Below are 21,279 nucleotides of genomic sequence, written 5' to 3'. Positions count from 1 at the left end.
GCTAGCAGATCATGACCTGGTTTTTACCCGCTGCCTTGGCAAGATACATGCCTTTATCCACGCGTTCTAATAATGAGTGGGGAGATTCGCCCGGTTGGAGGGTGGTTAGCCCCGCACTGATGGTCACTGGCTCTGGAATGGAAAAGGCGTGTTGTTCGATATATCGGCAGAGCCGCTTGGCGATGCACACGCCTTCGTTTTGTGTTGCGTCAGCAATGATCACGATGAACTCTTCGCCACCCCATCGGCCCAGGTGGTCGTTGCTGCGCAAGGTTTGCGTCGCCAAATCGGCGACTTCACGAAGAATGTTGTCACCTACGGCATGGCCATAGGTATCATTGATACCTTTGAAGTCATCAATATCAAACATCGACACCGCGCAGGTGGTGTTGGATACACATAGTGTTTCGATAACGTGTTCTGTGTAGTAACGATTCCAGCAGCGGGTGAGCAGGTCGGAGTGGGCAAGGCTTTCCAGTCGCTGATTGGTTTTCCGCAGTTGGCGGTTGACATGCACCACTTCCAGGGCCGTAATCGCAACCGCCAGGTCATCGGCGAGCTCCAGCACCATGGAGGCTTCAACCGGTAACCAGAAACTGAACGGGACGTCTGGAGCCGCACTGGCGGTAAAACTGACAGCCGGTTGCCTACGGAAAATCAACAGCCAACCCAGTTGATGGCCAGCCATGCTCAGCGGGGCCGCAAGCCCGCCCTGGCAATCACCGTCCAATTCCAGTGTGCTGTCCAGGTTAGTTTGTGTATACAGGTGTCCAATTTGCTGCAAGACAAGGTGTCGCTCGGGGCTCTCTCCAAAGCAATAGAGCTTATCCTTGTGAGCGAGCGCGATACCATCAGCTTGAAAGATGTCACACCAGCTATGACCATGACGCTGTAAGCAGTCTTCAAGGGACGTGAGCCGCTTTATGTCATGAGAGAGTAAGCGGCGGCGGGCTTTGAGACCTTGCTGGCGCTGGGCCATATGCTCTGCTTTTAGCAGCCGCAGCCTCTGCGCGGCGATATCGACAACGATGTTGATCCAGTGCAAGGCCTCGTTGGGCGGAGCAGACGGATGCCCTATATAGCCCCATACGCCGTGTTCGCCTTCCAGCACATAATACTGACAGCCGGATGCCAGTAATTCATCCATCGAGCAAAAGACAAGCAGTTGCCTGCAAGACGTTATGCCACTGTCTGCAGGGTAGCAATAGGTTAAACGAAGTTCTCCTGACGGCGATCGTCGATAAAGCGCAATGGGCTGCTTATCGACCAGTTTGTACAACGTTTTGGAAAGGCGCGCAAAAAGCGCCTCGGGTGTGTTCGAACGGCTGATAAGGCCCAGTGCGTTACACAGGCCATTAAGCGAATTAACCGGTGGGGAAGGTATGCCACTCATCCTGAATGACTCCTCAAGCACGGCTTCAACAGCCAAGGCGTGACTTGGTCTGGGTGGAATGATGGACGGGTATTGAAGTAACGATTCAACCAAAAGGTTAACCATTATTCAACTTTTATTGAATAATCGCTTCACATTGGCGGCATGAATGAAAAACAGATGTTCGCCGAGCGATTAAAAAATGCCATGCAAGGCGCCGGGTATGACGTGCGCTCCTCTGTTTTGGAGCGTGAATTCAACCTGCGCTATTGGGGGAAGCCGATTACGTATCAGGCGGTCAGGCGTTGGCTGCGCGGTGATTCGATTCCCAGCCAGGAAAAGCTTCAGGTATTGGCAAGCTGGCTGGCAATAGATCCTCATCAACTTCGCTATGGGGGCGAGAGACAAGCGTCCATCAACGAACCGTCGGCGGTTTGGGAGGTGTCCTCCAGCAGCGAGGAACGACGGTTGTTGGCGTTATATCGTAGTTTGCCCTCAGAACAGCGCAAGATCGTGCACGAGGTGATGGAAACTTTTGCCAAAGCCTATTCAAAATAAATAGATCGCGTCCTGAGGGAGCCGCTACGATTAGCCGCGCCGCCAGGTGAAGTAGCGCTTTAATAGTGCCAGCACCCGTTCGGGTTTGTGGGCGTTTTTCCATACGCCCGCCGTGGCCTTGGCGGCCTCGCCAAGGGTCGGGTAAGGGTGAATGGTGCCCAGCAGCTTGTTCAGGCCCAGGCCGTGTTTCATGGCCAGGGTGAATTCGCCCAGCCATTCGCCGGCGTTCTCCGCGACGATGGTCGCGCCGAGAATCTTGTCCCTGCCCGGCACGGTGAGCACCTTGATAAAGCCCTCGGTGGCGCCCTCGGCAATCGCACGGTCGCTTTCGCTCATGGCGTAGCGGGTCACTTCATAGTCAATGCCCTTGTCGATCGCCTCTTTCTCGTTGAGGCCGACCCGGGCGACCTCCGGCTGGACATAGGTGACCGCGGGCATGAAGCGGTAGTCCACCGCAAAGCTCTTCAATTCGCCAAACAGCGCGTTCACCGCCGCATGCCAGGCCTGATGGGCCGCTGCGTGGGTCAGCTGATAGGGCCCGGCGAGATCCCCGCAGGCCCAGAGGTTAGGCAGGCGCGTTTGCAGTCGCTCGTTGAGCTCCAGCGTGCCGGCGGCGCTGGTGGTAACGCCCAAGGCCTCGAGCCCCAGCCCTTCGATGTTGGCCTGGCGGCCGACACTGACCAGCAGATAATCAAAAGCCAGCGTCGTGCGCTCGCCGTGCTGCTCGACCACCAGCTGATGCCCGGCGTCATCGCTGACCACCTCAAACGCCTTGGCCTCGGTCATCACCGTCACCCCTTCGCGGGTCAGGGTGGTTTCGACGGCCTCGCCGACGTCCAGGTCCTCGCGACCCAGCAGCTGGGGCATGCCTTCCACCAGGGTGACCTGGCTGCCCAGACGGGCAAAGCTCTGGCTCAGTTCACAGCCGATGGCGCCCCCGCCCAGTACCACCAGACGTTTGGGGAGCTCGGTCAGCGACCACAGGTTTTCAGAAGTCAGCACGGGAGCGCTTTCGATGCCGGGAATCGCCGGGACTTTGGGTCGCGCCCCGGTGGCCAGCACGATATGTCGGGCGCTCAGGTTCTGGTCGCCGACCTGGACGTGCCACGGCGACGTCAGCGTGGCGTGATCCTGATAGACCTCGACGCCCAACCCGCGGTAGCGCTCTACGCTGTCGTGGGGTTCGATATCGCGGATGGCCTGATGGACGTGACCCATGACGCGCTGGAAGTCGATCTTCGGTTCGCTGGCGGTGACGCCGAAGCGGGGGGCCGTGCGAATCTCGTGGGCCGCTCGGGCGGCGCGGATCAGGGCTTTGGAGGGCACACAGCCGGTATTCAGGCAGTCGCCGCCCATTTTATGCTTTTCGACCAGCGCCACCCTGGCATTGACGGCACTGGCGATATAGCTGGTGACCAGCCCGGCCGAGCCACCGCCGATGACCAGAATGTCGTAGTCAAAGCGCTCGGGCCGGGCAAAGCCCTGGTAGGCCTTGCGCTTTTGCACTATCAGCACGAGGCGTCGGGCTATCCAGGGGAAAATGGCCAGCAGCAGGAAGGAGCCGATCAGCGTCGGCGACAGGATACCGCTGAGCGTTTCCAGCTCGCCCAACTGGCCACCAGCGTTGACGTAGATGGCGGTGCCGGGAAGCATGGCCACCTGGCTTACCCAGTAAAACGTGACGGTCTTGATGCGCGTCAGGCCCATGACCAGGTTGATCATGAAAAACGGGAACACCGGCACCAGCCGCATGGTGAATAGATACAGCGCGCCGTCGCGCTCGACGCCGCGGTTGACCGATGCAAACTGGCGCGGAAAGCGCTTTTCGATGGGGCGGCGGAACAGGAAGCGCGACAGCAGAAACGCCAGCGTCGCGCCCATCGTGCTGGCAAAGGAGATGATCAAAAGCCCCCAGCCCAGCCCGAACAGGGTACCGCCGAGCAGGGTGAGCAGGGTGGCCCCGGGCAGCGACAGCGCGGTCATCGCTACATAGACGGCAAAGAAGATACCCGCCACCTGCCAGGGCGACTGGCTGAACGCCGCCTGGAAATCATTCTGGTAGGCTTTCAGAGTGTCGAGCGTGAACCATTGGTGGGCGCCACTCAGGAAAAAAGCACCGATAGCAACGATGAGTAGCGCGGCAATCAGTAAGCGTTGTCGGTTCAAGGTCATCTCCAGCGAAAGCCATTTAAAGGGTACGGTTCAGTGGGCGGGTGGCGTGTTTCCTTACACCGGCGCCAGAATGCCTTTCCAGCGCTGCCAGTCGGCGGGGCGGTCGACGTCCCACACCGTTGCGGGATAGCTTGCACGCAGGCCGAGCGCCTCAATACGCTGACGGGTGGCGGCCATGACCTGGTCGCTACCCCAGGGAATAAGCTCAAACAGCCCGGGGTAGTCGTGCCGGGTGCCGATCAATCCATAGCCGCCGTCTTCGGCGGGCAACAGGACGACCTCGTGGCTGTCGAGGCGTTGCGCGCAGGTCATGATCAAGTCGTTGGTAACGCTTGGGCAGTCGCTGCCCATGACCATGCCAGGGCCCGGCGTGCTCGTCAGGGCGTGGCGAATACGCGCGCCCAGATCGCCCTCGGGCTGGGCACGCATGGCGATACCGAAATGGGCGCCAAGCTCGCCAAACAGCGGGTGGGCATGGTCGAGAGCGGTCCACAGCGTGATGCTCTCGGCGGGCAGCGCCCGGCAGGCATTGGCCACACAGTGGCGTACCAGCTCGGCGTGAGCCACGGCGGCGCCCTCGGCGCCGAGCAGCGGCATCAGGCGTGTTTTCGCCTGCCCGGGCAGCGGGGCCTTGGCTAACAAATGTAAATGAGGCTGCTCAGCGGGCATCGCGGTACTCCTTGGCGAGTTGAGTCGGGCTCGCGCCGCGCCAGTAGCGATAGCGCAGCCGCCACATCAGGCGGATGGTGGCCCAGGCGCCGTGTTGATCCCAACGCCTTCCCGAGCTTACCACTTTCGCCGCCAGGCAGGCGGGGCGCGACATCCTCTTGAGGCGTGTAGTCAGTTCGATGTCTTCCATCAGCGGCTGGTCGGCAAACCCGCCGAGGTAACGAAACGTGGCGGTACGCACGAAGATCGCCTGGTCGCCGGTAGCAATGCCGGTGAGCCTTGAGCGCTGGTTCATCATCAAGCCAATGACCGGCAGCCAGCGACTGCGGCCTGTGAGCACAATCGAGAATCGCCCCCAGGCGTGGCGGGCCAGCGCCGTGGTGATCTGGCTCACGGCATTGTCGGGTAACCGGGTGTCGGCATGCAGGAACACCAGCGCCGGGGCACTTGCCTGCTGTGCGCCCAGGTTCATTTGCCGCGCCCGGCCCGGCCCACCGCTGATCACCTTATCCGCCAGCGGGGTCGCCAGTGCCACGCTCTCATCGATGCTGCCGCCATCCACCACGATGACGTCAGCGCCCTGGGCGCGCAGCGGCTGAAGCGCCTCAAGGGTCGCTTCAAGGCCCGCGGCTTCGTTGAGCACCGGCATGACAATGCTCAGTGTCGCCGGGGGCCGTGGACTAGCCAAGCTCAATGATCGGCCCTCCCGCCGCCTCGGCATCCGCCTGATCGTGGGTGACCAGCAGCGCCGGCAGGCCAGCGTCGCGCAGCTGGCTGAAGACCAGCGTGCGCATGTCCTGGCGAAGCGCGGTGTCCAGCTTGGCAAACGGTTCGTCCAGCAGCACCGCTCTGGGCGTCGACAGCAGCAGACGCATCAAGGCGACGCGGGCCTGCTGGCCACCGGAGAGCGTAGCCGGGTCCCGGGTTTCAAAGTCCGCCATGCCGACCTGTTCAAGGGCCTCACGGATCTGGGATTGTTTATGCCGCGCATGGCGGGGGAGCGCAAACCGCAGGTTGCCCGCCACGCTTAAATGGGGAAACAGCAGCGGGTCCTGGAACAAAAGCCCCAGTCCGCGCTGTTCGGCGGGTAGCGTATCGAGTTGCATCTTGCCCAGAAAGACCTGCCCCTGGGCCTTAAAGGTAGGCGACAGAAACCCGGCGAGATAGGCCAGCAGCGTGGATTTGCCCGACCCCGAAGGCCCCATGACGGTCAATACCTCGCCGGGGGCGATCGATCGGTCGATCGCAAGCATCGGTTCACTGTGTAGCGAGATCTGAACCTGCTTGATGTGCAGTGTGGGGTTAGTCGTCATGCAACGCCTCGCATATTGCGCCGTCTGGCCCACATAAGACGCGGTATCAGCAGCGCCAGGCTAAAACCGATGAACGGCAGTAGCGCCTGGAGCAGCGCCAGCACCGCCATCAGGCGGCGGCTGCCGCCCGAGGCCATGGCCACCGCTTCAGTGGTGATGGTGGGCACGCGGCCACCGCCAAGCAACAGTGTGGGGAGGTACTGGCCGATACTCAGGGCAAGACTGACCGCGCAGGCGGTCAGCAGCGGCGCCAGCAGCAGCGGCAGCCGTATCTGCCAGAAGGCACGCCAGGGGGAGGCTCCCAGCGAATGGGCGACCTGTAGCCAGCGCGGGTCCAGCCGCCGATACGCTTCGCAAAGCGACAGGTAAAGATAGGGCACCACAAACAGCAAGTGCGCCGCCATCACCAGCGACCACTGTGGGCGAAGGTTGAGGCTTTCCGCCGCGACCACCAGACCAAACAGGAATGCCACCTGAGGGATAATCAGCGGCAGATACAGCAGCCACTGGCCCGCCCGCGGCGGCAGCTGGTGCCGCGCCGCGTTTTCAAGCGTGGCCACGACCAGCACCGCGGCAATCAGCGTTGCGGCGAGCCCTACGCTGAGCGTATTGATGAGCGGGGTGGTGACGCTGGGTAAAACGCGCTGCCAATGATCCAAGGTGAACGTGCCGGGCAAAGAATCCGGGAAACGCCAGAAACCGGCCACCGAAAACACTGTCAGCCCGGCCAACGCGCTCAGCACCAGCAGGGTGGTCATGCCCAGCAGCCCGCGTCCGCCCAGCGTGATGGCGAGTGAACCCCGCCGCCGCACGCCGTTGACCACCCAGTGATAGCCGAGTCGCTTGATACACTGCTCGCCCAGCCACCAGGTCAACAGCGCTGCCAGCGTCACGCCAAGCTGCAGCACGGCTCCGGCGGAGGCCATGAAACGCCGTTCCAGGTCGGGGTCATTGAACCAGGTCAGAATCGACACGCTCAGCGTGGGCGGCAATGTCGGGCCCAGAATCATGGCCATGTCGACCACCGAGGTGGCGTAGGCAATCACCGCGTAAATCGGCAGGCGAATCAGCGGATATAGTGCCGGTAGTACGCCTTTCAACCAGGCGATGCTCGGCGCATATCCCAGCGAGCGCGCCAGGGTCACGCGTTGCTCGGGGCGCAGCTGAGGCAACGCGGCCAGGCACATGAGCAGCAGAAACGGCACCTCCTTGAGCACCAGCCCGGCCATCAGCGCAAGCCCCAGCGGGTCGTTGACGATGAGCCAGTCGGGCGGGCGATCCCAACCGGTGAGACCGGGCGATGCCCAACGTGCCAGAAGCCCCGAGGGCGCAATCAAGAACGCCAGGCCAAAGGCCACCGCCGCGTGGGGGATCGCCAGCAGCGGTGATACCAGGCGACGAATGCCCCGGTCCAGCCAGGTGCCGCGGCTGGCGGCCAGAAACAGCACGACGATCGCAAGCGCCAGCAAGGTGCTCACCAGGCCGCTGGCATAGCTCACCGCCACCGAGCGGCCAAGTCCGGGATGGCCGAACAGCATTCGCCAGGGCGCCAGGCTGACCGCGTCGCCGCCCAGCGCAGGCAGGTAGCCGAACGCCGGCAGCAGCACCATCAGCAGGCCGGCCCCCACTGGGAGTACCAGCAGGGTAACAAGCAGCGCCGGCGCGAGCCCCAGCATGCTCAGTTAACGCCGTAACGCTCGAGCCAGGCATCCTGGAGCGCCGTCATCCAACTCGGATGCGGCTCGGGGAGCGTGTTGGACAGGGCGTCCGCCGGTAGCTCGGAAGGATGGCGATCACCCTGTTCGAACAGCGCCTGATCCTTGGTGTCGAGCTGCTCGATGTCCAGCACGCTGCGGTCACCCCACATCGCGAGCGACTGCTTTTGGGCCTGGGCTTCCGGCGACATCAGAAAGTTGGCCAGTACTATGGCGCCGGCCTTGTGGGGCGAGTTGTAGGGAATCGCCACGAAGTGAACGTTACCCAGCGTGCCGCCGTCCAGAACATAGCTGCGCACGCTCTCGGGCAGTTCGTATTCCCTTACCGCCACGGCGGCATCGGTGGGGTAGAACGAAAATGCCAGGCTCAGCTCGCCATCGCTCATCAGCGTACGCAGGTTGGGGCCTGAGTCGGGGAAGGTGCGCCCGCTGCGCCACAGGTGCGGGTGCAGCGCATCCAGATAGGCCCATAGCGGCGCTGTGACCTCTTCGAAATCGCTCTCCTCAACGGGCTGATAAAGCGCCTCATCCTGATCGGTCAGTTCGATCAATGCCTGCTTTAAAAACGTACTGCCGGTGAAGTCGGGGATTTTCGGGTAGCTGAATTGACCGGGGTTGGCGCGCGCCCAGTCGAGCAGCGCCTGCATGTCCTGAGGCGGCGTTTCGACCTGGGCAGCGTCGTAATAGAAGGTGATCTGCGCCTTACCCCAGGGCGATTCAAAGCCCTCAGTGGGCAGGGTGAAGTCGGTCACCACTTCGGGGTTTTCGGCGGCGTTGGTTAGCGCAAAGTTGGGCAGCGATTCGGCGAAAGGGCCAAACAGCAGGTCGTTGTCACGCATCGCGGCAAAGTTTTCGCCGTTGATCCAGATCAGGTCGATGCTGCCTTCGTCGTCGTTGCCCGCCTGCTTCTCGGCCAGCACCCGGGACACCGCACTGCTGGTGTCATCCAGCTTGACGTGTTCGACCGCCACGTCGTGCTGCGCCTGCATTTGCTCGGCCACCCAGTCGATATAGCGATTGGTACGCGAATCCCCGCCCCAGGCGTTCCAGAAAACGGTTTGACCCTCGGCCTCGGCTAACACATCTTGCCAGTTGCCGGGGTCGGGGGCTGCCACGGCGGGCAGCGCCAGTGCCAGCAGAGGGGCTATCAGGGAGAAACGGCAGGGATTCAACATCGCAAACCTCTCAATAGAGCAATGGGACTGGCAGGCGTCAATCTATCGCCCGGCATTAAAGCGTGGCGCGCAGGCGCTGGAGTTCGTCCTGAACATGGTCAATGATCGACGGTGACAGGTAATGTTCCACCCGGTCGCGCACGTGGGCAATCACGGCGGGATCGGTAAGCTCTGCCGACCAGTCTTCGCCCCGGCGCTCGGCATCTTTGGCGTGTAAGTGCTGGGCGCGCCATTTAGCGCACCAGGTTAGCGACCACAGCCAGGTGGCGCGGCGGCAGGCGACCAGCGTCTCGGCGCTGGGCGAGTCGCCCATGGCGGCCTGCCAGCCGCGGTAAAAATCCACCACCTCGTCCAGCGAGAGGTTCGCCTGGCTGTTGAGATCCCAGGTGGTGGAGGTATAAAGGCTGGTATGGGCCAGGTCAATGCCCGGCAGGCCGTAGCGGCCCTTTTCCAGGTCGACCAGCACCGCGCGGCCCTCGGCGTCGATCAGGAAGTTGCCGGGGTGGGTGTCAAAGCTGATCAGGCAGCGTGCTGCATCGGCAAGCACCACCGGCAGGGCGTCCAGCTCGGCGCGGATCCGGTCGATGACGTCGGTGCTCAAGCCCGCCTGCTCGAGCCACTCAGACTGACGGGCGACTTCCTCGCGCATGGCCCGCCACGGGTCTGCCGGCGACAGCAGCGGGGCGGGCTTATCCGGAAGCGGCAAGCGATGCAGGCTGGCAAGCGTTTCGGCGATGCGCGGCAGATCTTCCGGCAGTCGGGCCAACCGGCCGTCGATAGCCTCCACCAGCAGGCCGCCCCGGGGCAGGGCGTCGCTCACGTCCAGCAGGCCGTGCAGGCGCGGGACATGCCCGCCCTGGCTGGCGCGCGCGTAGCACGCCGCCTCGTAGGCCAGGTTATCTTGCGGCCCCAGGTTCATCTGGCTCTGCTTGGGCAGCCGCGCCACCCAGTCTTCGCCGTCGCGGTGTAGCCACACATGGTCGTGGGCAAGCCCGGTGTCCGCCATGGGCGACATCTCGCGGTAGGCAATCCCCGCCCGCTGTAATTCGCTCGCCAGCGCCTGTGTTCGCGTCTCTGAGGATGTCGGCATAGCACAATCCGTGTAAAAGCAATATTCGATGCCACTCAGTGGCAGTAGTTGTACCAACCTTACACGGTTCAGAAGAAAAAGTGGTCAAGACGCGACGGGGGATGATCAACGCATCAGGTACACCGTCTAGTTTTGCATGGGGATGTCATCTTTCCAGCGAAAGCCCACGCCACCGGCTTTCCAGACGCCATCGCGATTGAAGGGGTGCGGGCCGGCAAGGTTGATGTACTGCGGCAAGCCAAAGTGCGGCGCCAGGTTCTGCCTGGACTTGACCGTCACGCGATCCATGATCCGCAGGCCCTGCTCCTCGGCGGACATGTGCGCCTCCGGCGCCGCCCGGTGCGCCAGCGCCCAGTTATCGATGTACAGCAGATCGCCAGTGTCGTAGTGGTAGCGTATGCCGTAGCCTTTCTCGAACGACGCATTCAGCAGGTCATTGTAGTCGTTGAAAAGCTGTTTTATCTCGTCTTCGTTGAGCAGGCGAAGCTGGTCGGTAGAGGCGGGATCCTGCTGCAGTTCGTCGATGGGGCGTCCGTCCTCCGGCAGCCGTTCTATGACCGCGCCGGTCATGCCCAGGTGCAGCCATACGCTCTTGCGTCCAGATATAGGATGCGTGTGGACGACAGGATGGCTCACCCCTGAGGCTGAGTTGACCGAGACAAGGCGCTCCCAGAAAGCCTGCTTTTCTTCGGGGAGCACGTCGAAGGCGGCGCCCTGGTGGGCGAAGTGGGTGCCGCCGCCCTGTTCGGGCGCCCGCGCCATATAATAGGCGGAATGCGAGAAGGTGGCGGCTTCGAAGCTGCCGTCGTTGTGCCACTGGGGACCCACGCCCAGGATGCCGTAGCGATTGTCGTTGGAGCAGCGGAAGACGTCCCGGTTCATGCCAGGCGTTGCCGGGTGAACACCGTGGGTCGAATGGATTTCGCCCGCGCCCCACCACTTGCTGGCCTCGACCAGTTCATCCGCCGAAAGATCCGTCTGGTGCTTGAAGACGATGAAGCCGCGATGGGCCATTTCCACTTCCAGGGCGTCGATGACAGGCTGGGGGAGCCGGGTGCGGACATCGGCGCCGTATATTTCAATGCCCAGTGGTTCCAGAGGCTTGACCGTCAACCCCGCTTGCTCGAATAGCGATACGCGCTCAGGGTTCAGCGGCGGTAGGGTGGGTGGCGTGCTTAGGAACTTATCGGAGGATGTTGCCATAGGGAAGCGACCTCGATGGGTGAATGCGGGGCAGCGTCACTCGCTAGAGGGTAGTGACCCGCCTCGGACCATCAGGATCAAATGGTCCAGATCCTATGGGCAGGCTGTCTTCAGTTTTGTTCCTTATCCATTTCTCCTTGCTCGTCTAAAGCAGGCTCCCAATCGCAAACAGGGCACTGCGGCTATTCTAAGATCCCCTGTCAAGTAGGGAGCAAATCGGCAGTAGAATGGGGGTATAGACGTAAGTTGGTATTAACGCGGTGAAGCGTCCTCGCCGATTTTAACCGGTTTGCCGTCTTTCCAAACCACAGCATAGTGTCCTAAACGCTTCTTGCGATCTAACTCCTTGCTGACAGCCTGTTTCATTGCAGCAAGTGCTTGTTGCGCAAAGGGGGAGGGAGTGTGTCGGTCGGTATTCACGATGCGGCTACCTCCAAAAGGTGTTGGTAATATTCATGCTGAATAATATGTCGGGTTTGACCGTGTTGTTCAAATACCAGTTCAGGCTCCACGCCGCTGTTCATAAAACAAAGACATTCGTCTACAGCGACGCTATAGCGCATGAACAAGTTTGAAAGGCTACGAGGAAAACGCCGTTCTATATCCCTCTTCGGAATGTTATGCCCTCCATGTGAAACTCGCTCAGCAACCCGCATATGAGACATCTCAACGCTGGGTAACGCCAAGTAGAATAGCACTACGCGCCATCCACTACTGCGTAACTGATCAATTCTATGGAGATAAGTGATACCCGAAAGCGTGGTCTCGAAGGCAAAGTCATCTTTTGCTTTGATACACCAATCAATTTCTTTAAGAAATAATCGGCTTGCCGCCATCAGTTCCTTCTCAGGGGCGAATGGCGAAAGACCGGCGGCAATGAGGTCGGCATTGACAAAGCGGGAGCCATTGGCGACTTGCGGTAGGTACTCAAACGCAAATGTTGTTTTACCCGCCCCGTTTGGGCCTGCAATTATCCAGCAGGTAGGCATATGCAAACTCCAAATGGAAGCGGCGCTTCTCAGCACCGCTTTTGGGTTTGGTAATAACTAGATGCTACAAAGCCGCAATCTTCGCCTTTTGCTCTTCAAGCAGCTGTTTGGCGGCCTGGAACTCGGCCAGCTTGCCGCGCTCTTTTTCCACCACGGCTTCGGGGGCTTTGGCGATAAAGCCTTCGTTGCTGAGCTTTTTCTCGATGCCGCCGATCAGCTTGTCCTGCTTGTCGATTTCCTTGGCCAGGCGCTTGAGCTCGGTGTCCTTGTCGATCAAATCGGCCATGGGCACCAGCACTTCCATGTCGCCCACCAGCTGCGTCGCCGAAAGCGGGGCGTCGTCGGGGTTTTCAAGCCAGGTGGCGCTTTCCAGCTTGGCGAGCTTGGCCAGGAAGTGACGGTAGCTTTCCAGACGCTCGGCATCCTCGGCCTTGCCCTTGGTCAGCAGCACGTCCAGCGGCTTGCCGGGGGCAATGTTCATCTCGGCGCGGATATTGCGCACGGCGATAATCACGCCCTTCAGCCATTCGATATCCAGGGTCGCCTGCTCGTCGATTTTGCTCTTGTCGGCTTCCGGCCATGCCTGGTGCATGATCGACGCATCGTCACCCATATACATACCCGCAAGCGGTGACACACGCTGCCAGATCTCTTCGGTGATGTAGGGCATCATCGGGTGGGCCAGGCGCAGAATGGCTTCGAGCACGCGCACCAGCGTACGGCGCGTGCCGCGCTTGGCTTCCGCCGTGGCATTTTCATCCCAGAGTACCGGCTTGGAAAGCTCCAGGTACCAGTCGCAGTACTCGTTCCAGACGAACTCGTAGAGCGCCTGGGAGGCGTGGTCGAAGCGGTACTCGTCCATTGCCTTGGTCACTTGCGCTTCGGTTTTCTGCAGCTGGGAGATAATCCAGCGGTCGGCCAGGGAGAGTTCCACCTCGCCGCCGTCGGTGCCGCAATCTTCGCCTTCGGCGTTCATCAGCACGTAGCGCGAGGCGTTCCACAGCTTGTTGCAGAAGTTGCGGTAGCCGTCCAGGCGGTTCATGTCGAACTTGATGTCGCGCCCGGTGGTGGCCTGGGAGAGGAACGTAAAGCGCAGCGCGTCGGTGCCGTGGGCTTCGATGCCGTCCTTGAATTCGTCGCGGGTGGCCTTGGCAATCGCCTTGGCCTTTTGCGGCTGCATCATGTTGCCGGTGCGTTTTTCGAGCAGCGCGTCCAGGCTGATACCATCGATCAGGTCGATGGGGTCGAGCACGTTGCCCTTGGACTTGGACATCTTCTGGCCCTGTCCGTCGCGCACCAGGCCGTGTACATAGACCGTCTTGAACGGTACTTCGTCGGTGAATTTGAGCGTCATCATGATCATCCTGGCCACCCAGAAGAAGATGATGTCAAAGCCGGTGACCAGCACGCTGGTCGGGTGGAAGGTCTCAAGCTCCGGGGTTTGTTCCGGCCAGCCCAGGGTGCCGAAGGTCCACAGGCCCGAGCTGAACCAGGTGTCCAGCACATCTTCGTCTTGCGTCAATGTTACATCAGGGCCAAGTTCGTGCTTCTCACGAGCTTCGACTTCCGTGCGCGCAACATAGACATTGCCCTCCTCGTCGTACCAGGCGGGAATGCGGTGGCCCCACCACAGCTGTCGGGATATGCACCAGTCCTGGAGGTCGCGCATCCAGGCGAAGTACATGTTTTCGTAGTTCTTGGGCACGAACTGGATGTCGCCTTTTTCCACCGCTTCAATGGCAGGCTTGGCGAGCGACTCCACGGCGACAAACCACTGGTCGGTCAACAGCGGCTCGATGACGTCACCCGAGCGGTCGCCGTAGGGCATGGTGTTGTTAACGGCCTCCACCTGCTCGAGCAGGCCCAGCGCGTCCATGTCCTCTACGATCAGCTTGCGTGCCTCGAAGCGGTCGAGGCCAGCGTACTTGGCGGGCAGGCTGGCGTCCTCAAAGGGCTGGGGCTGGCCTTTGAGATCAAAGATTTCAGCTTGCTCAAGAATCGCCGCGTTTTTGGAGAAGACGTTGATCAGCAGGTGGTTCTGGCGCTTGCCGACCTCGTAGTCGTTGAAGTCGTGGGCCGGGGTGATTTTCACACAGCCCGAGCCTTTATCCATGTCGGCGTGTTCATCGGCAACGATGGGAATACGGCGACCGACCAGCGGCAGCTCGATGAACTTGCCGACCAGCGAGGCGTAGCGTTCGTCTTCCGGATTGACCGCCACGCCGGTATCGCCCAGCAGGGTTTCCGGGCGTGTCGTGGCGACCACCAGGTAATCCTTGCCGTCGGCGGTTTTGACGCCGTCGGCCAGCGGGTAGCGGAAGTGCCAGAAGCTGCCCTGCTGCTCCTTGTTCTCGACTTCAAGGTCGGAAATCGCGGTGTGCAGCGTTGGGTCCCAGTTGACCAGCCGCTTACCGCGATAAATCAGGTTGTCTTCGTGCAGGCGCACGAACACTTCCTGGACGGCCTTGTAGAAACCGTCGTCCATGGTGAAGCGCTCTCGGGACCAGTCGACGCTGGCGCCCATGCGCCGCAGCTGGCGGGTAATGTGGTCACCGGATTCTTCCTTCCACTCCCACACCTTGTCGATAAACGCTTCGCGACCCAGGTCGTGGCGGGTCTTGCCTTCTTCAGCGGCAATTTTGCGCTCGACCAGCATCTGCGTGGCGATACCGGCGTGGTCGGTGCCTACCTGCCACAGGGTGTTGTTGGCCTGCATCCGCTTCCAGCGCGTCAGGGTATCCATAATGGTGTCCTGGAACGCGTGGCCCATGTGCAGACTGCCGGTCACGTTGGGCGGCGGGATCATGATCGAAAACGGCTCGCCGCGGCCTGACGGGGCGAAACGGTTGTCGGCTTCCCAGCGCTCGTACCAGCGGGTCTCGATCTGCTCAGGTTGGTAGGTCTTTTCCATGGATTGGCTCACCGCAACGATGCTCCCCGCAGGGAAGCATGGAATTCATAAATAGGGTCGAAAAAATGGCGACAAGTATAGCGCGATAAGGGGTAGGGCGTCAGGCCCTTGCCGGGCGACGGTTCAGCCCGCGCATGGCGATGAGCCCAAGCACCGGCCCGGGCAGCAACCACCAGATAACGCCTAGGCCCTGGGTATCCCATAGTGACGTGACCAGGGCGATCGACGGGATGGTCAGGCCAAAGCCGATGGCATTCATCATGGCAAGGGCGGCGCCCAGTCGCTCGGCGGGGGCGGTGGCTGAAGCCAGCGCCGAGAACTGCGCCGAATCGGCGATCACGCTCAGCCCCCATACCAGCATTAGCGCGATCAGCAGCAGCGGTGGGGCGGCGCCGATCAACGGGTAGATCAGGCATAGGGCGCCCGAGGTGGCCAGGGCGACAAAAGCGACACGGGCGCTGCCCACCCGTCGGCTCCAACGCCCGGCGAGCACGCAGCCGGGCAGGCCGACGGCGATGATCGCAAAGCTCAGCCATGGCTGGGCGCTGCTGCTGGCGCCGAGACGCTCAAGCTCCCGGGTCACCAGAAACGGTACCAGCGCCCATAGCGCATATAACTCCCAGCAATGGCCGAAGTAGCCAAGCGCCGCCGCCCGAAAATCTTTGTGTTTAAACGCCGCAAGCCCCGCCCAGGGGCGGCCACCGCTGGCCTTGGCGGGCAGGTGCGGGCCAACGCCCAGCTTGTAAATCATCAGCGCGGCGACTAACGCGAGTAGAGAGGCAAGCAGTAGCGGCCATTGCCAGGGCAGGCTCAGAGTTAGCCCGCGCAGCAGGTGCGGCGAGGCGATGCCCAGGGTCAGCATGCCGACAAGCCAACCCAGCGCCGCCCCGGCGTGGCTGGGCGTCCAGCTGACCACCAGTTTCATGCCCAGCGGATAGATCCCCGCCAGACAAAGCCCCGTGGCAAAGCGCGCCACCGCGGCCAGCGTGACGTTATCCGCCACCGTGATGAACGCCGCATTGATCAGCGCGCCGAGTACTGCGGAAAGCGCAAACAGATGGCTGGCGCGGACGCGGTCGGCAAGGCCTGTCGTTGCAATAAACAACGTGCCGCTGATAAACCCCGCCTGAACGGCAATCGTCAACAGGCCAAGGTCACGCCCGCTCAGCCCGACGGCCTCCTGCAGCGCCAGGCCTACGCCGTTGACGCTGAACCACAGCGAGGTGCCGAACAGCTGGGCGATGACGATCGTTACAAGCGGGTAGCGCGTTAACACGTAGACGTCTCCATGGGTGGAAATGGCGCGGCAAGGGCCAGCCCATGTTAATCAACAATTTGTCGTTACGACGAATTTTTTGAAAATAGCACTGTCGGATCGCACGACCCGTCAGGATTTCGTCGGGCAGGAAATACAAATTTGTACGTAATTGGAGTTTTTATGCCAATAGCCAAGCTTTTCGCTCCGGCAGTCGCAGCACTGGTATTCAGTGTCCCCGTCATGGCCCAGCAAATGGGGGGTGGCCCTCCCAGTATCGATGATCAGGTCAATCAGCTCGACGAAATGGTCGATCTGGATGAAGGGCAGAAAGAGGAAATCAGCAGCCTCATGACCCAGATGCAAGATGAGATCGGTGCCAAGGAGCAGGAAGCCCAGGAGCTGCAACAGCAACTCGGCGAGCAGGTTCAGCCCGATTACGATGAAGCGGCCATCCGCGAAAACGCGGAGCGTCTTGGTGACCTTACGGCCGAAATGACTGCTGATGCCATCATCATGCAGTCTCAGATCGAAGGCGTATTCACTCAGGAACAGCGTGATCAACTGGATGAAGCCGTGGCTCAGCGGCAGGAGCAAATGCAACAGATGCGGGAGCAGATGCAACAGCAACAACAGCAGCAACAGGGCGGCTAAAGCGAAGACGCCTTGTACTGATGGAAAGCAGTGATGGAGAGCAGTGATAGAGAACCGGTCAGGCAGACTGCCTGACCGGCCTGATAGTGATTGTCTTCTCCATTGATGACCCCGCCACGTGCGGGGTCTCGCGTTTATGACGGGTGGTCATGGCATTACCTTTCCTGTTCGTCTGACAAGCGTACGCGTGCGCTTTCAATGGATTGGTGCAGCTTGGCCTGCAAGGCCTCACGGGATGGCAGGACGGTCAGGTATTCCGCCACGTGAATACCGCTGTTATCCAATTCCAGCAGTTCAATCTGCTCCTGCTTACCGGCGCAGAGAATTATTCCTAAAGGCGGGTTTTCATCGGCTTCTTGCTCATGCTTGGCTAGCCAGCGCAGATAAAGCTCCATTTGGCCCTTATACTCTGCTTTGAAGCGCCCCAGCTTCAGGTCAATCACAACCAGCCGCTTGAGCTTGCGGTTGTAAAACAGCAGGTCGATGTAGAAATCCTCGTCATCGATCTGGATGCGTTTTTGGCGCGCCACAAAGGTGAACTCCGCTCCCAGCTCCAGAAGGAACTGCTCAATCTCACGCAGAATCGCGTCTTCCAGATCCCGCTCTAGGTAGCGGTCATTTAAACCCAGAGAATCCAGCACATAAGGGTCTTTCAGCAGTAGCTGCGGCGAGGGCTGACCGACATCGCGCAGGGTTTGCAGTTCATGTCGAATGGTCTCTTCCGGCTTGCGGGAAATGGCGGTTCGCTCAAATAGCATCGACTGAATGCGGCTGCCTAGCTGCCAATAAAACAAGGTCAGCTCTGAATTAACGGCGGCGGCAGCTCTTTACTTTGCCGAATCGATCAGTTGGCGAAGCTCAGACAGAAGTATCGGATCGGAGGTGGATGGCTTGTTCATCTCAAGTCTGCTTTCCTTGATTTTCTACCCACAGCTTACCAACAACCGTTAAACGGTATTTCTGCAAGCGGCTATTGGGCTTATCCGGAATTGTCTGCTCAATCAAGCCTGCGTTCAGTGCCGGTCGCAAGTACGCGTTTCGGAAATGAGGCAGGTGTTTGAGACCCAAAATATCCTGTAACTCGGCCCGTGTCATTTCGCCTTCCAAGGATTCAAGCAGACGAGCGACTTCCGGGCTGACTTCCCCGGTGACTTGGTCGGTGACTTGGTCGGTGACTTGGTCGGTGACTTGGTCGGTGACGGGTGGGGAAGCGCCCAGCCATTCTGCCTCCGGCCGCCAGACAATGACGCTGAATTGATTGCCCGAAGGATCGTCCACCAAGTCGATTCGAGGCCAAGCCTCAAGCGCTCGTGGAATGCCACTACCCATGCCGCGATAAGGCAGGATATGAGAAGCATGTTCAGTGAGTGTGGGATTGCGGCGGATGGTCTTTCCCCGGCTAATGTCGTCGGGGCTCAGGCTGTCCGGTAGGTGGCCAGGGCTGACGATCTCCACGCGGTCGGCAAAGACCATCAAGCGGACGGAGGCGCTGGTGAAGTAGTCCCGGTGGATCAAGGCATTGACCAGTAACTCTTCCAGCGCCGTTTCGGGAATCTCAAGCTCGCCCAGGGTGTTGAACCCCCGCCCATGCTGCACATGGTGCAGGTTGCGTTTGATAAACGCGAAAGCGCCCCGGAACTGCTCCAGCAGGGTGCCTTTGATGTCTTCGCTGTCTAGGTAGCGGGTATCGTGCAGCTCGGTGCCGGGAAAGGCCACCGCCTTCACCTCAAAGGCAGGGCGCCAGCGCTGGGAATTGCGGCCGAACAGCATTAATCCCGCCAGATTTAGCTCCTGTCCATCGCCCAAGCCCAGGTTCTGCAGCAACTGCTCCCGTGTAAGGCCAGCGTACTCGCTATTCTCGCCATAGCGACGATTGAAATAGGCGGTAAAAGCCTTGTCATCGATATCTTCCACCGAGGAGCCTGCCACCGGCACCACATCGGCGTAAACTAACCCGGAGCGCTGGAACATGCGCTGTAACTCTTCGCGGGAAGTCACATGCCGCTTGTCCGAACCCTGCTTGACCCAGATGCGGCCTTGATTATCGAGATACGGTTTGGCTAAGCCATCGGGCACTTCTATCACGACCACAATGCCCTGATCCGTCTGCACATTCTCGGTTATCGGATGCACCGGTGGGCGCACATGCTGGGAGGCGGCATTGCCAAGCAACTGGTTCAGCCGCCGAACCATCGCGCCATCCAGTCCCGCAATCGAGCCATCATCATTAACGCCCAGAAACAACCAGCCGCCGCCACTGTTGGCGAAAGCAGCCAGCTCAGCGGCAAGGCCATCCGCGTTGGTGGCATCGCGTTTGAACTGGTGGCGGCTGTCTTCGCCGCGTGCGACCATCTCAAGAAGTTCACTTATCGTCATGGCTTACTTAGTTTCAGCTCGCGAGGAAAACGTCAATTTCGGTGTCCGGCCAAGCCTCTTCATATTAGGTGCACTGTACCTACCCCAACTTGTGCGGGACGACCTCATGGCCCATTTCCTTATAGCGCTGCCAGCAGGCGCGCTTGGCGACCAGCACTTGCTGGTGCTGATTGATGATCTCGGCAATCCGTACGTAATGCTCAATGCCCTCGGGAATGTCCGGGTGCAGATTGAGCAGGGCGGTCTCTTCCGTGGGCACTGGTAACTGCTGCCAGCCCAGCGTAATCGGCACGTTGGCGGCCATGTCGCTATCTTCTAGAGCGTGGGGTAGGTAGGCGTCGTCGCGAAACCCCCATAGGGCATCGTCGGCCTGTTGGGCCAGGGCTTTGTCTTCGCAGTGCAGGTGTAGTCGATAGCCCTTGCGGTAGATGGTCTCAGCCAACTTACAGGCAAACTGCAGGCGTGCGTCCAGCGTCGTGTCTGGGAGGATATAAAAGTCGATACGCGCCATAGCGGATTCCTGGCAGGGCGTCTCAAGGAGGCGCCGCCGGCGGAGGAGTCCAGCGGCGGCGCAAACGGTGGTTGGCGATTACGCTAGCTGGGTAAGCCAGCCGTATTTGTCTTCGCTGCGCCCGTATTGCAGGTCGAGCAGCTTGGTACGAATGCGCTTGGCCACTTCGTTATTGCCACCCGCCGTGAGACGAATACGCTCTTCCTCGCTGACCAGTTCGCCCACCGGGGTGATCACCGCGGCGGTGCCGCAGGCGAAGACCTCGGTAATCTCGCCGGAGGCGGCGCCCTCGCGCCATTCGTCGATGCTGATGGGGCGTTCTTCCGGGGTTAAGCCCTCGTCTTTGGCCAGGGTTAATACCGAGTTGCGCGTGACGCCTTCCAGAATGGTGTCGGTCAAGCGCGGGGTCACCAAGCGACCGTCTTTGAAGACGAAGAACAGGTTCATGCCGCCCAGCTCTTCGATCCATTTATTCTCGGCGGCGTCTAAAAACGCAACTTGGCTACAATCGTTGGCGGCGGCTTCTTTTTGCGCGGCGAGCGATGCCGCGTAGTTGCCGCCGCACTTGGCAAAGCCGGTGCCGCCGGGTGCTGCGCGCTTATAATGAGAAGAAAGCCAGATGGAAACCGGCTCAATCCCGCCTTTAAAGTAGGCCGCCGCCGGCGAGGCAATGACGTAGTAATCCACCTCGTGAGCCGGACGGACGCCCAAGAAGGCTTCAGAGGCGATCATAAACGGGCGCAGATACAGGCTGCACTCATCAGAAGCGCTGGCGGGTGTGGGCACCCAGCTGTGGTCTTGGGCCAGCAGTGCTTTCAGCGACCCAATGAAATCTTCGTCAGAAAGCTCGGGGAGCGCAAGGCGGCGGGCGCTGCGGCGGAAGCGCTCGGCGTTTTTCTCGGGGCGGAACGTCCAGATGGAGCCGTCGGCATGGCGGTACGCTTTAATCCCTTCGAAAATTTCCTGGCCGTAGTGTAGCACCGAGGCGGCGGGATCCAGCGTCAACGGCCCGTATGGGCGCACCTGGTGACCATGCCAATCGGCGTCTACCGTCCAACGGATATGCGCCATGTGGTCGGTAAAGTGTTTGCCAAAGCCGGGGTTTTTGAGAATCTCGTCGCGAATCTCATCTCCCGTCGGCTGATTGGACGGCAGGGCTTCAAAATGCGTATCAAAACTTGCAGTGGGCACGGCTGTTAGTCTCCGCTAGCAACACGCCTCTTAGGGCGAATACTTTAATAAGTGAGGGCATTAAAACAGGCGCACCGAGTCAAGCTCCGTACGCCTTGATGTGTTTAGGTTTAACGGTTGTGGCG

19 protein-coding genes are annotated in these 21,279 nt (G+C 60.5%); 2 read left to right on the top strand and 17 right to left on the bottom strand.

Annotation, left to right across the window (positions count from 1 at the left end; genetic code table 11):
- Position 1: 1 nt before the first annotated feature.
- A complete protein-coding gene (locus BLR97_RS07640; protein ID WP_089704412.1) occupies positions 2–1,393 on the bottom strand; it encodes a GGDEF domain-containing protein in 1,392 nt (463 codons plus the stop codon).
- 159 nt (positions 1,394–1,552) lie between these two features.
- Between BLR97_RS07640 and BLR97_RS07635 the strand changes: the two genes are divergently transcribed.
- Complete coding sequence (locus BLR97_RS07635; protein ID WP_244511257.1) at positions 1,553–1,930, top strand: transcriptional regulator; 378 nt, start codon at positions 1,553–1,555, stop codon at positions 1,928–1,930.
- Positions 1,931–1,960: 30 nt separating this feature from the next.
- Here the strand turns inward: BLR97_RS07635 and BLR97_RS07630 are convergent, their stop codons facing one another.
- From BLR97_RS07630 to BLR97_RS07580, 12 genes are all read right to left on the bottom strand, one after another.
- Positions 1,961–4,096, bottom strand: a complete 2,136-nt coding sequence (locus tag BLR97_RS07630) for an FAD-dependent oxidoreductase (RefSeq protein ID WP_089704771.1) — start codon at positions 4,094–4,096, stop codon at positions 1,961–1,963.
- Positions 4,097–4,156: 60 nt separating this feature from the next.
- Positions 4,157–4,771 (bottom strand): TIGR04282 family arsenosugar biosynthesis glycosyltransferase, encoded by a 615-nt coding sequence (locus BLR97_RS07625; RefSeq protein ID WP_089704406.1) that lies wholly within the window; start codon positions 4,769–4,771, stop codon positions 4,157–4,159.
- Positions 4,761–5,465, bottom strand: coding sequence for a TIGR04283 family arsenosugar biosynthesis glycosyltransferase (locus tag BLR97_RS07620; RefSeq protein ID WP_244511256.1), 705 nt, complete (start codon positions 5,463–5,465; stop codon positions 4,761–4,763). The genes BLR97_RS07625 and BLR97_RS07620 overlap by 11 nt, the downstream gene beginning before the upstream one ends.
- Positions 5,452–6,084, bottom strand: coding sequence for an ATP-binding cassette domain-containing protein (locus BLR97_RS07615; protein WP_089704400.1), 633 nt, complete (start codon positions 6,082–6,084; stop codon positions 5,452–5,454). Before BLR97_RS07615 ends, BLR97_RS07620 begins: the two co-directional genes overlap by 14 nt.
- Positions 6,081–7,760, bottom strand: a complete 1,680-nt coding sequence (locus BLR97_RS07610) for an ABC transporter permease (RefSeq protein ID WP_089704397.1) — start codon at positions 7,758–7,760, stop codon at positions 6,081–6,083. Before BLR97_RS07610 ends, BLR97_RS07615 begins: the two co-directional genes overlap by 4 nt.
- A gap of 2 nt (positions 7,761–7,762) precedes the next feature.
- Positions 7,763–8,974, bottom strand: a complete 1,212-nt coding sequence (locus BLR97_RS07605; RefSeq protein WP_089704392.1) for an ABC transporter substrate-binding protein — start codon at positions 8,972–8,974, stop codon at positions 7,763–7,765.
- 55 nt (positions 8,975–9,029) lie between these two features.
- The gene (locus BLR97_RS07600; RefSeq protein ID WP_089704389.1) at positions 9,030–10,064 is read right to left on the bottom strand and encodes an aminoglycoside phosphotransferase family protein; all 1,035 of its coding nucleotides are present in this window, start codon (positions 10,062–10,064) and stop codon (positions 9,030–9,032) included.
- 126 nt (positions 10,065–10,190) lie between these two features.
- Positions 10,191–11,267, bottom strand: a complete 1,077-nt coding sequence (locus BLR97_RS07595) for a TauD/TfdA dioxygenase family protein (RefSeq protein ID WP_089704387.1) — start codon at positions 11,265–11,267, stop codon at positions 10,191–10,193.
- A gap of 252 nt (positions 11,268–11,519) precedes the next feature.
- Positions 11,520–11,687, bottom strand: coding sequence for a hypothetical protein (locus tag BLR97_RS19710; RefSeq protein ID WP_170832995.1), 168 nt, complete (start codon positions 11,685–11,687; stop codon positions 11,520–11,522).
- Positions 11,684–12,256 (bottom strand): ATPase, encoded by a 573-nt coding sequence (locus tag BLR97_RS07590; RefSeq protein ID WP_089704384.1) that lies wholly within the window; start codon positions 12,254–12,256, stop codon positions 11,684–11,686. The genes BLR97_RS19710 and BLR97_RS07590 overlap by 4 nt, the downstream gene beginning before the upstream one ends.
- A gap of 64 nt (positions 12,257–12,320) precedes the next feature.
- A complete protein-coding gene (locus BLR97_RS07585) occupies positions 12,321–15,167 on the bottom strand; it encodes a valine--tRNA ligase (RefSeq protein WP_089704381.1) in 2,847 nt (948 codons plus the stop codon).
- Positions 15,168–15,267: 100 nt separating this feature from the next.
- Positions 15,268–16,443: an MFS transporter gene (locus BLR97_RS07580; protein ID WP_089704379.1), complete on the bottom strand. Its 1,176-nt coding sequence runs from the start codon at positions 16,441–16,443 to the stop codon at positions 15,268–15,270.
- 162 nt (positions 16,444–16,605) lie between these two features.
- Here BLR97_RS07580 and BLR97_RS07575 point away from each other — a divergent pair, with 162 nt between their 5' ends.
- Entirely contained in the window at positions 16,606–17,076 is a 471-nt protein-coding gene (locus tag BLR97_RS07575; protein ID WP_089704375.1) for a Spy/CpxP family protein refolding chaperone, read from the top strand.
- 155 nt (positions 17,077–17,231) lie between these two features.
- Here BLR97_RS07575 and BLR97_RS07570 read toward each other — a convergent pair whose 3' ends face one another.
- The 4 genes from BLR97_RS07570 to BLR97_RS07555 all read right to left on the bottom strand — a co-directional run bounded on the left by BLR97_RS07570 (position 17,232) and on the right by BLR97_RS07555 (position 21,154).
- Positions 17,232–17,870, bottom strand: coding sequence for a PDDEXK nuclease domain-containing protein (locus tag BLR97_RS07570; protein WP_479694207.1), 639 nt, complete (start codon positions 17,868–17,870; stop codon positions 17,232–17,234).
- Positions 17,871–17,976: 106 nt separating this feature from the next.
- Positions 17,977–19,452 (bottom strand): Fic family protein, encoded by a 1,476-nt coding sequence (locus tag BLR97_RS07565; RefSeq protein WP_089704372.1) that lies wholly within the window; start codon positions 19,450–19,452, stop codon positions 17,977–17,979.
- 79 nt (positions 19,453–19,531) lie between these two features.
- Positions 19,532–19,963, bottom strand: a complete 432-nt coding sequence (locus tag BLR97_RS07560; RefSeq protein ID WP_089704369.1) for a DNA polymerase III subunit chi — start codon at positions 19,961–19,963, stop codon at positions 19,532–19,534.
- Positions 19,964–20,041: 78 nt separating this feature from the next.
- A complete protein-coding gene (locus BLR97_RS07555; RefSeq protein ID WP_089704364.1) occupies positions 20,042–21,154 on the bottom strand; it encodes a branched-chain amino acid aminotransferase in 1,113 nt (370 codons plus the stop codon).
- Between the last annotated feature and the right edge of the window lie 125 nt (positions 21,155–21,279).

It is taken from the genome of Vreelandella arcis, from assembly GCF_900103865.1.
Classification (GTDB): domain Bacteria; phylum Pseudomonadota; class Gammaproteobacteria; order Pseudomonadales; family Halomonadaceae; genus Vreelandella; species Vreelandella arcis.
The sequence above is the reverse complement of the archived record's forward strand: the minus strand, read 5'-3'. Positions and strand labels throughout refer to the sequence as shown.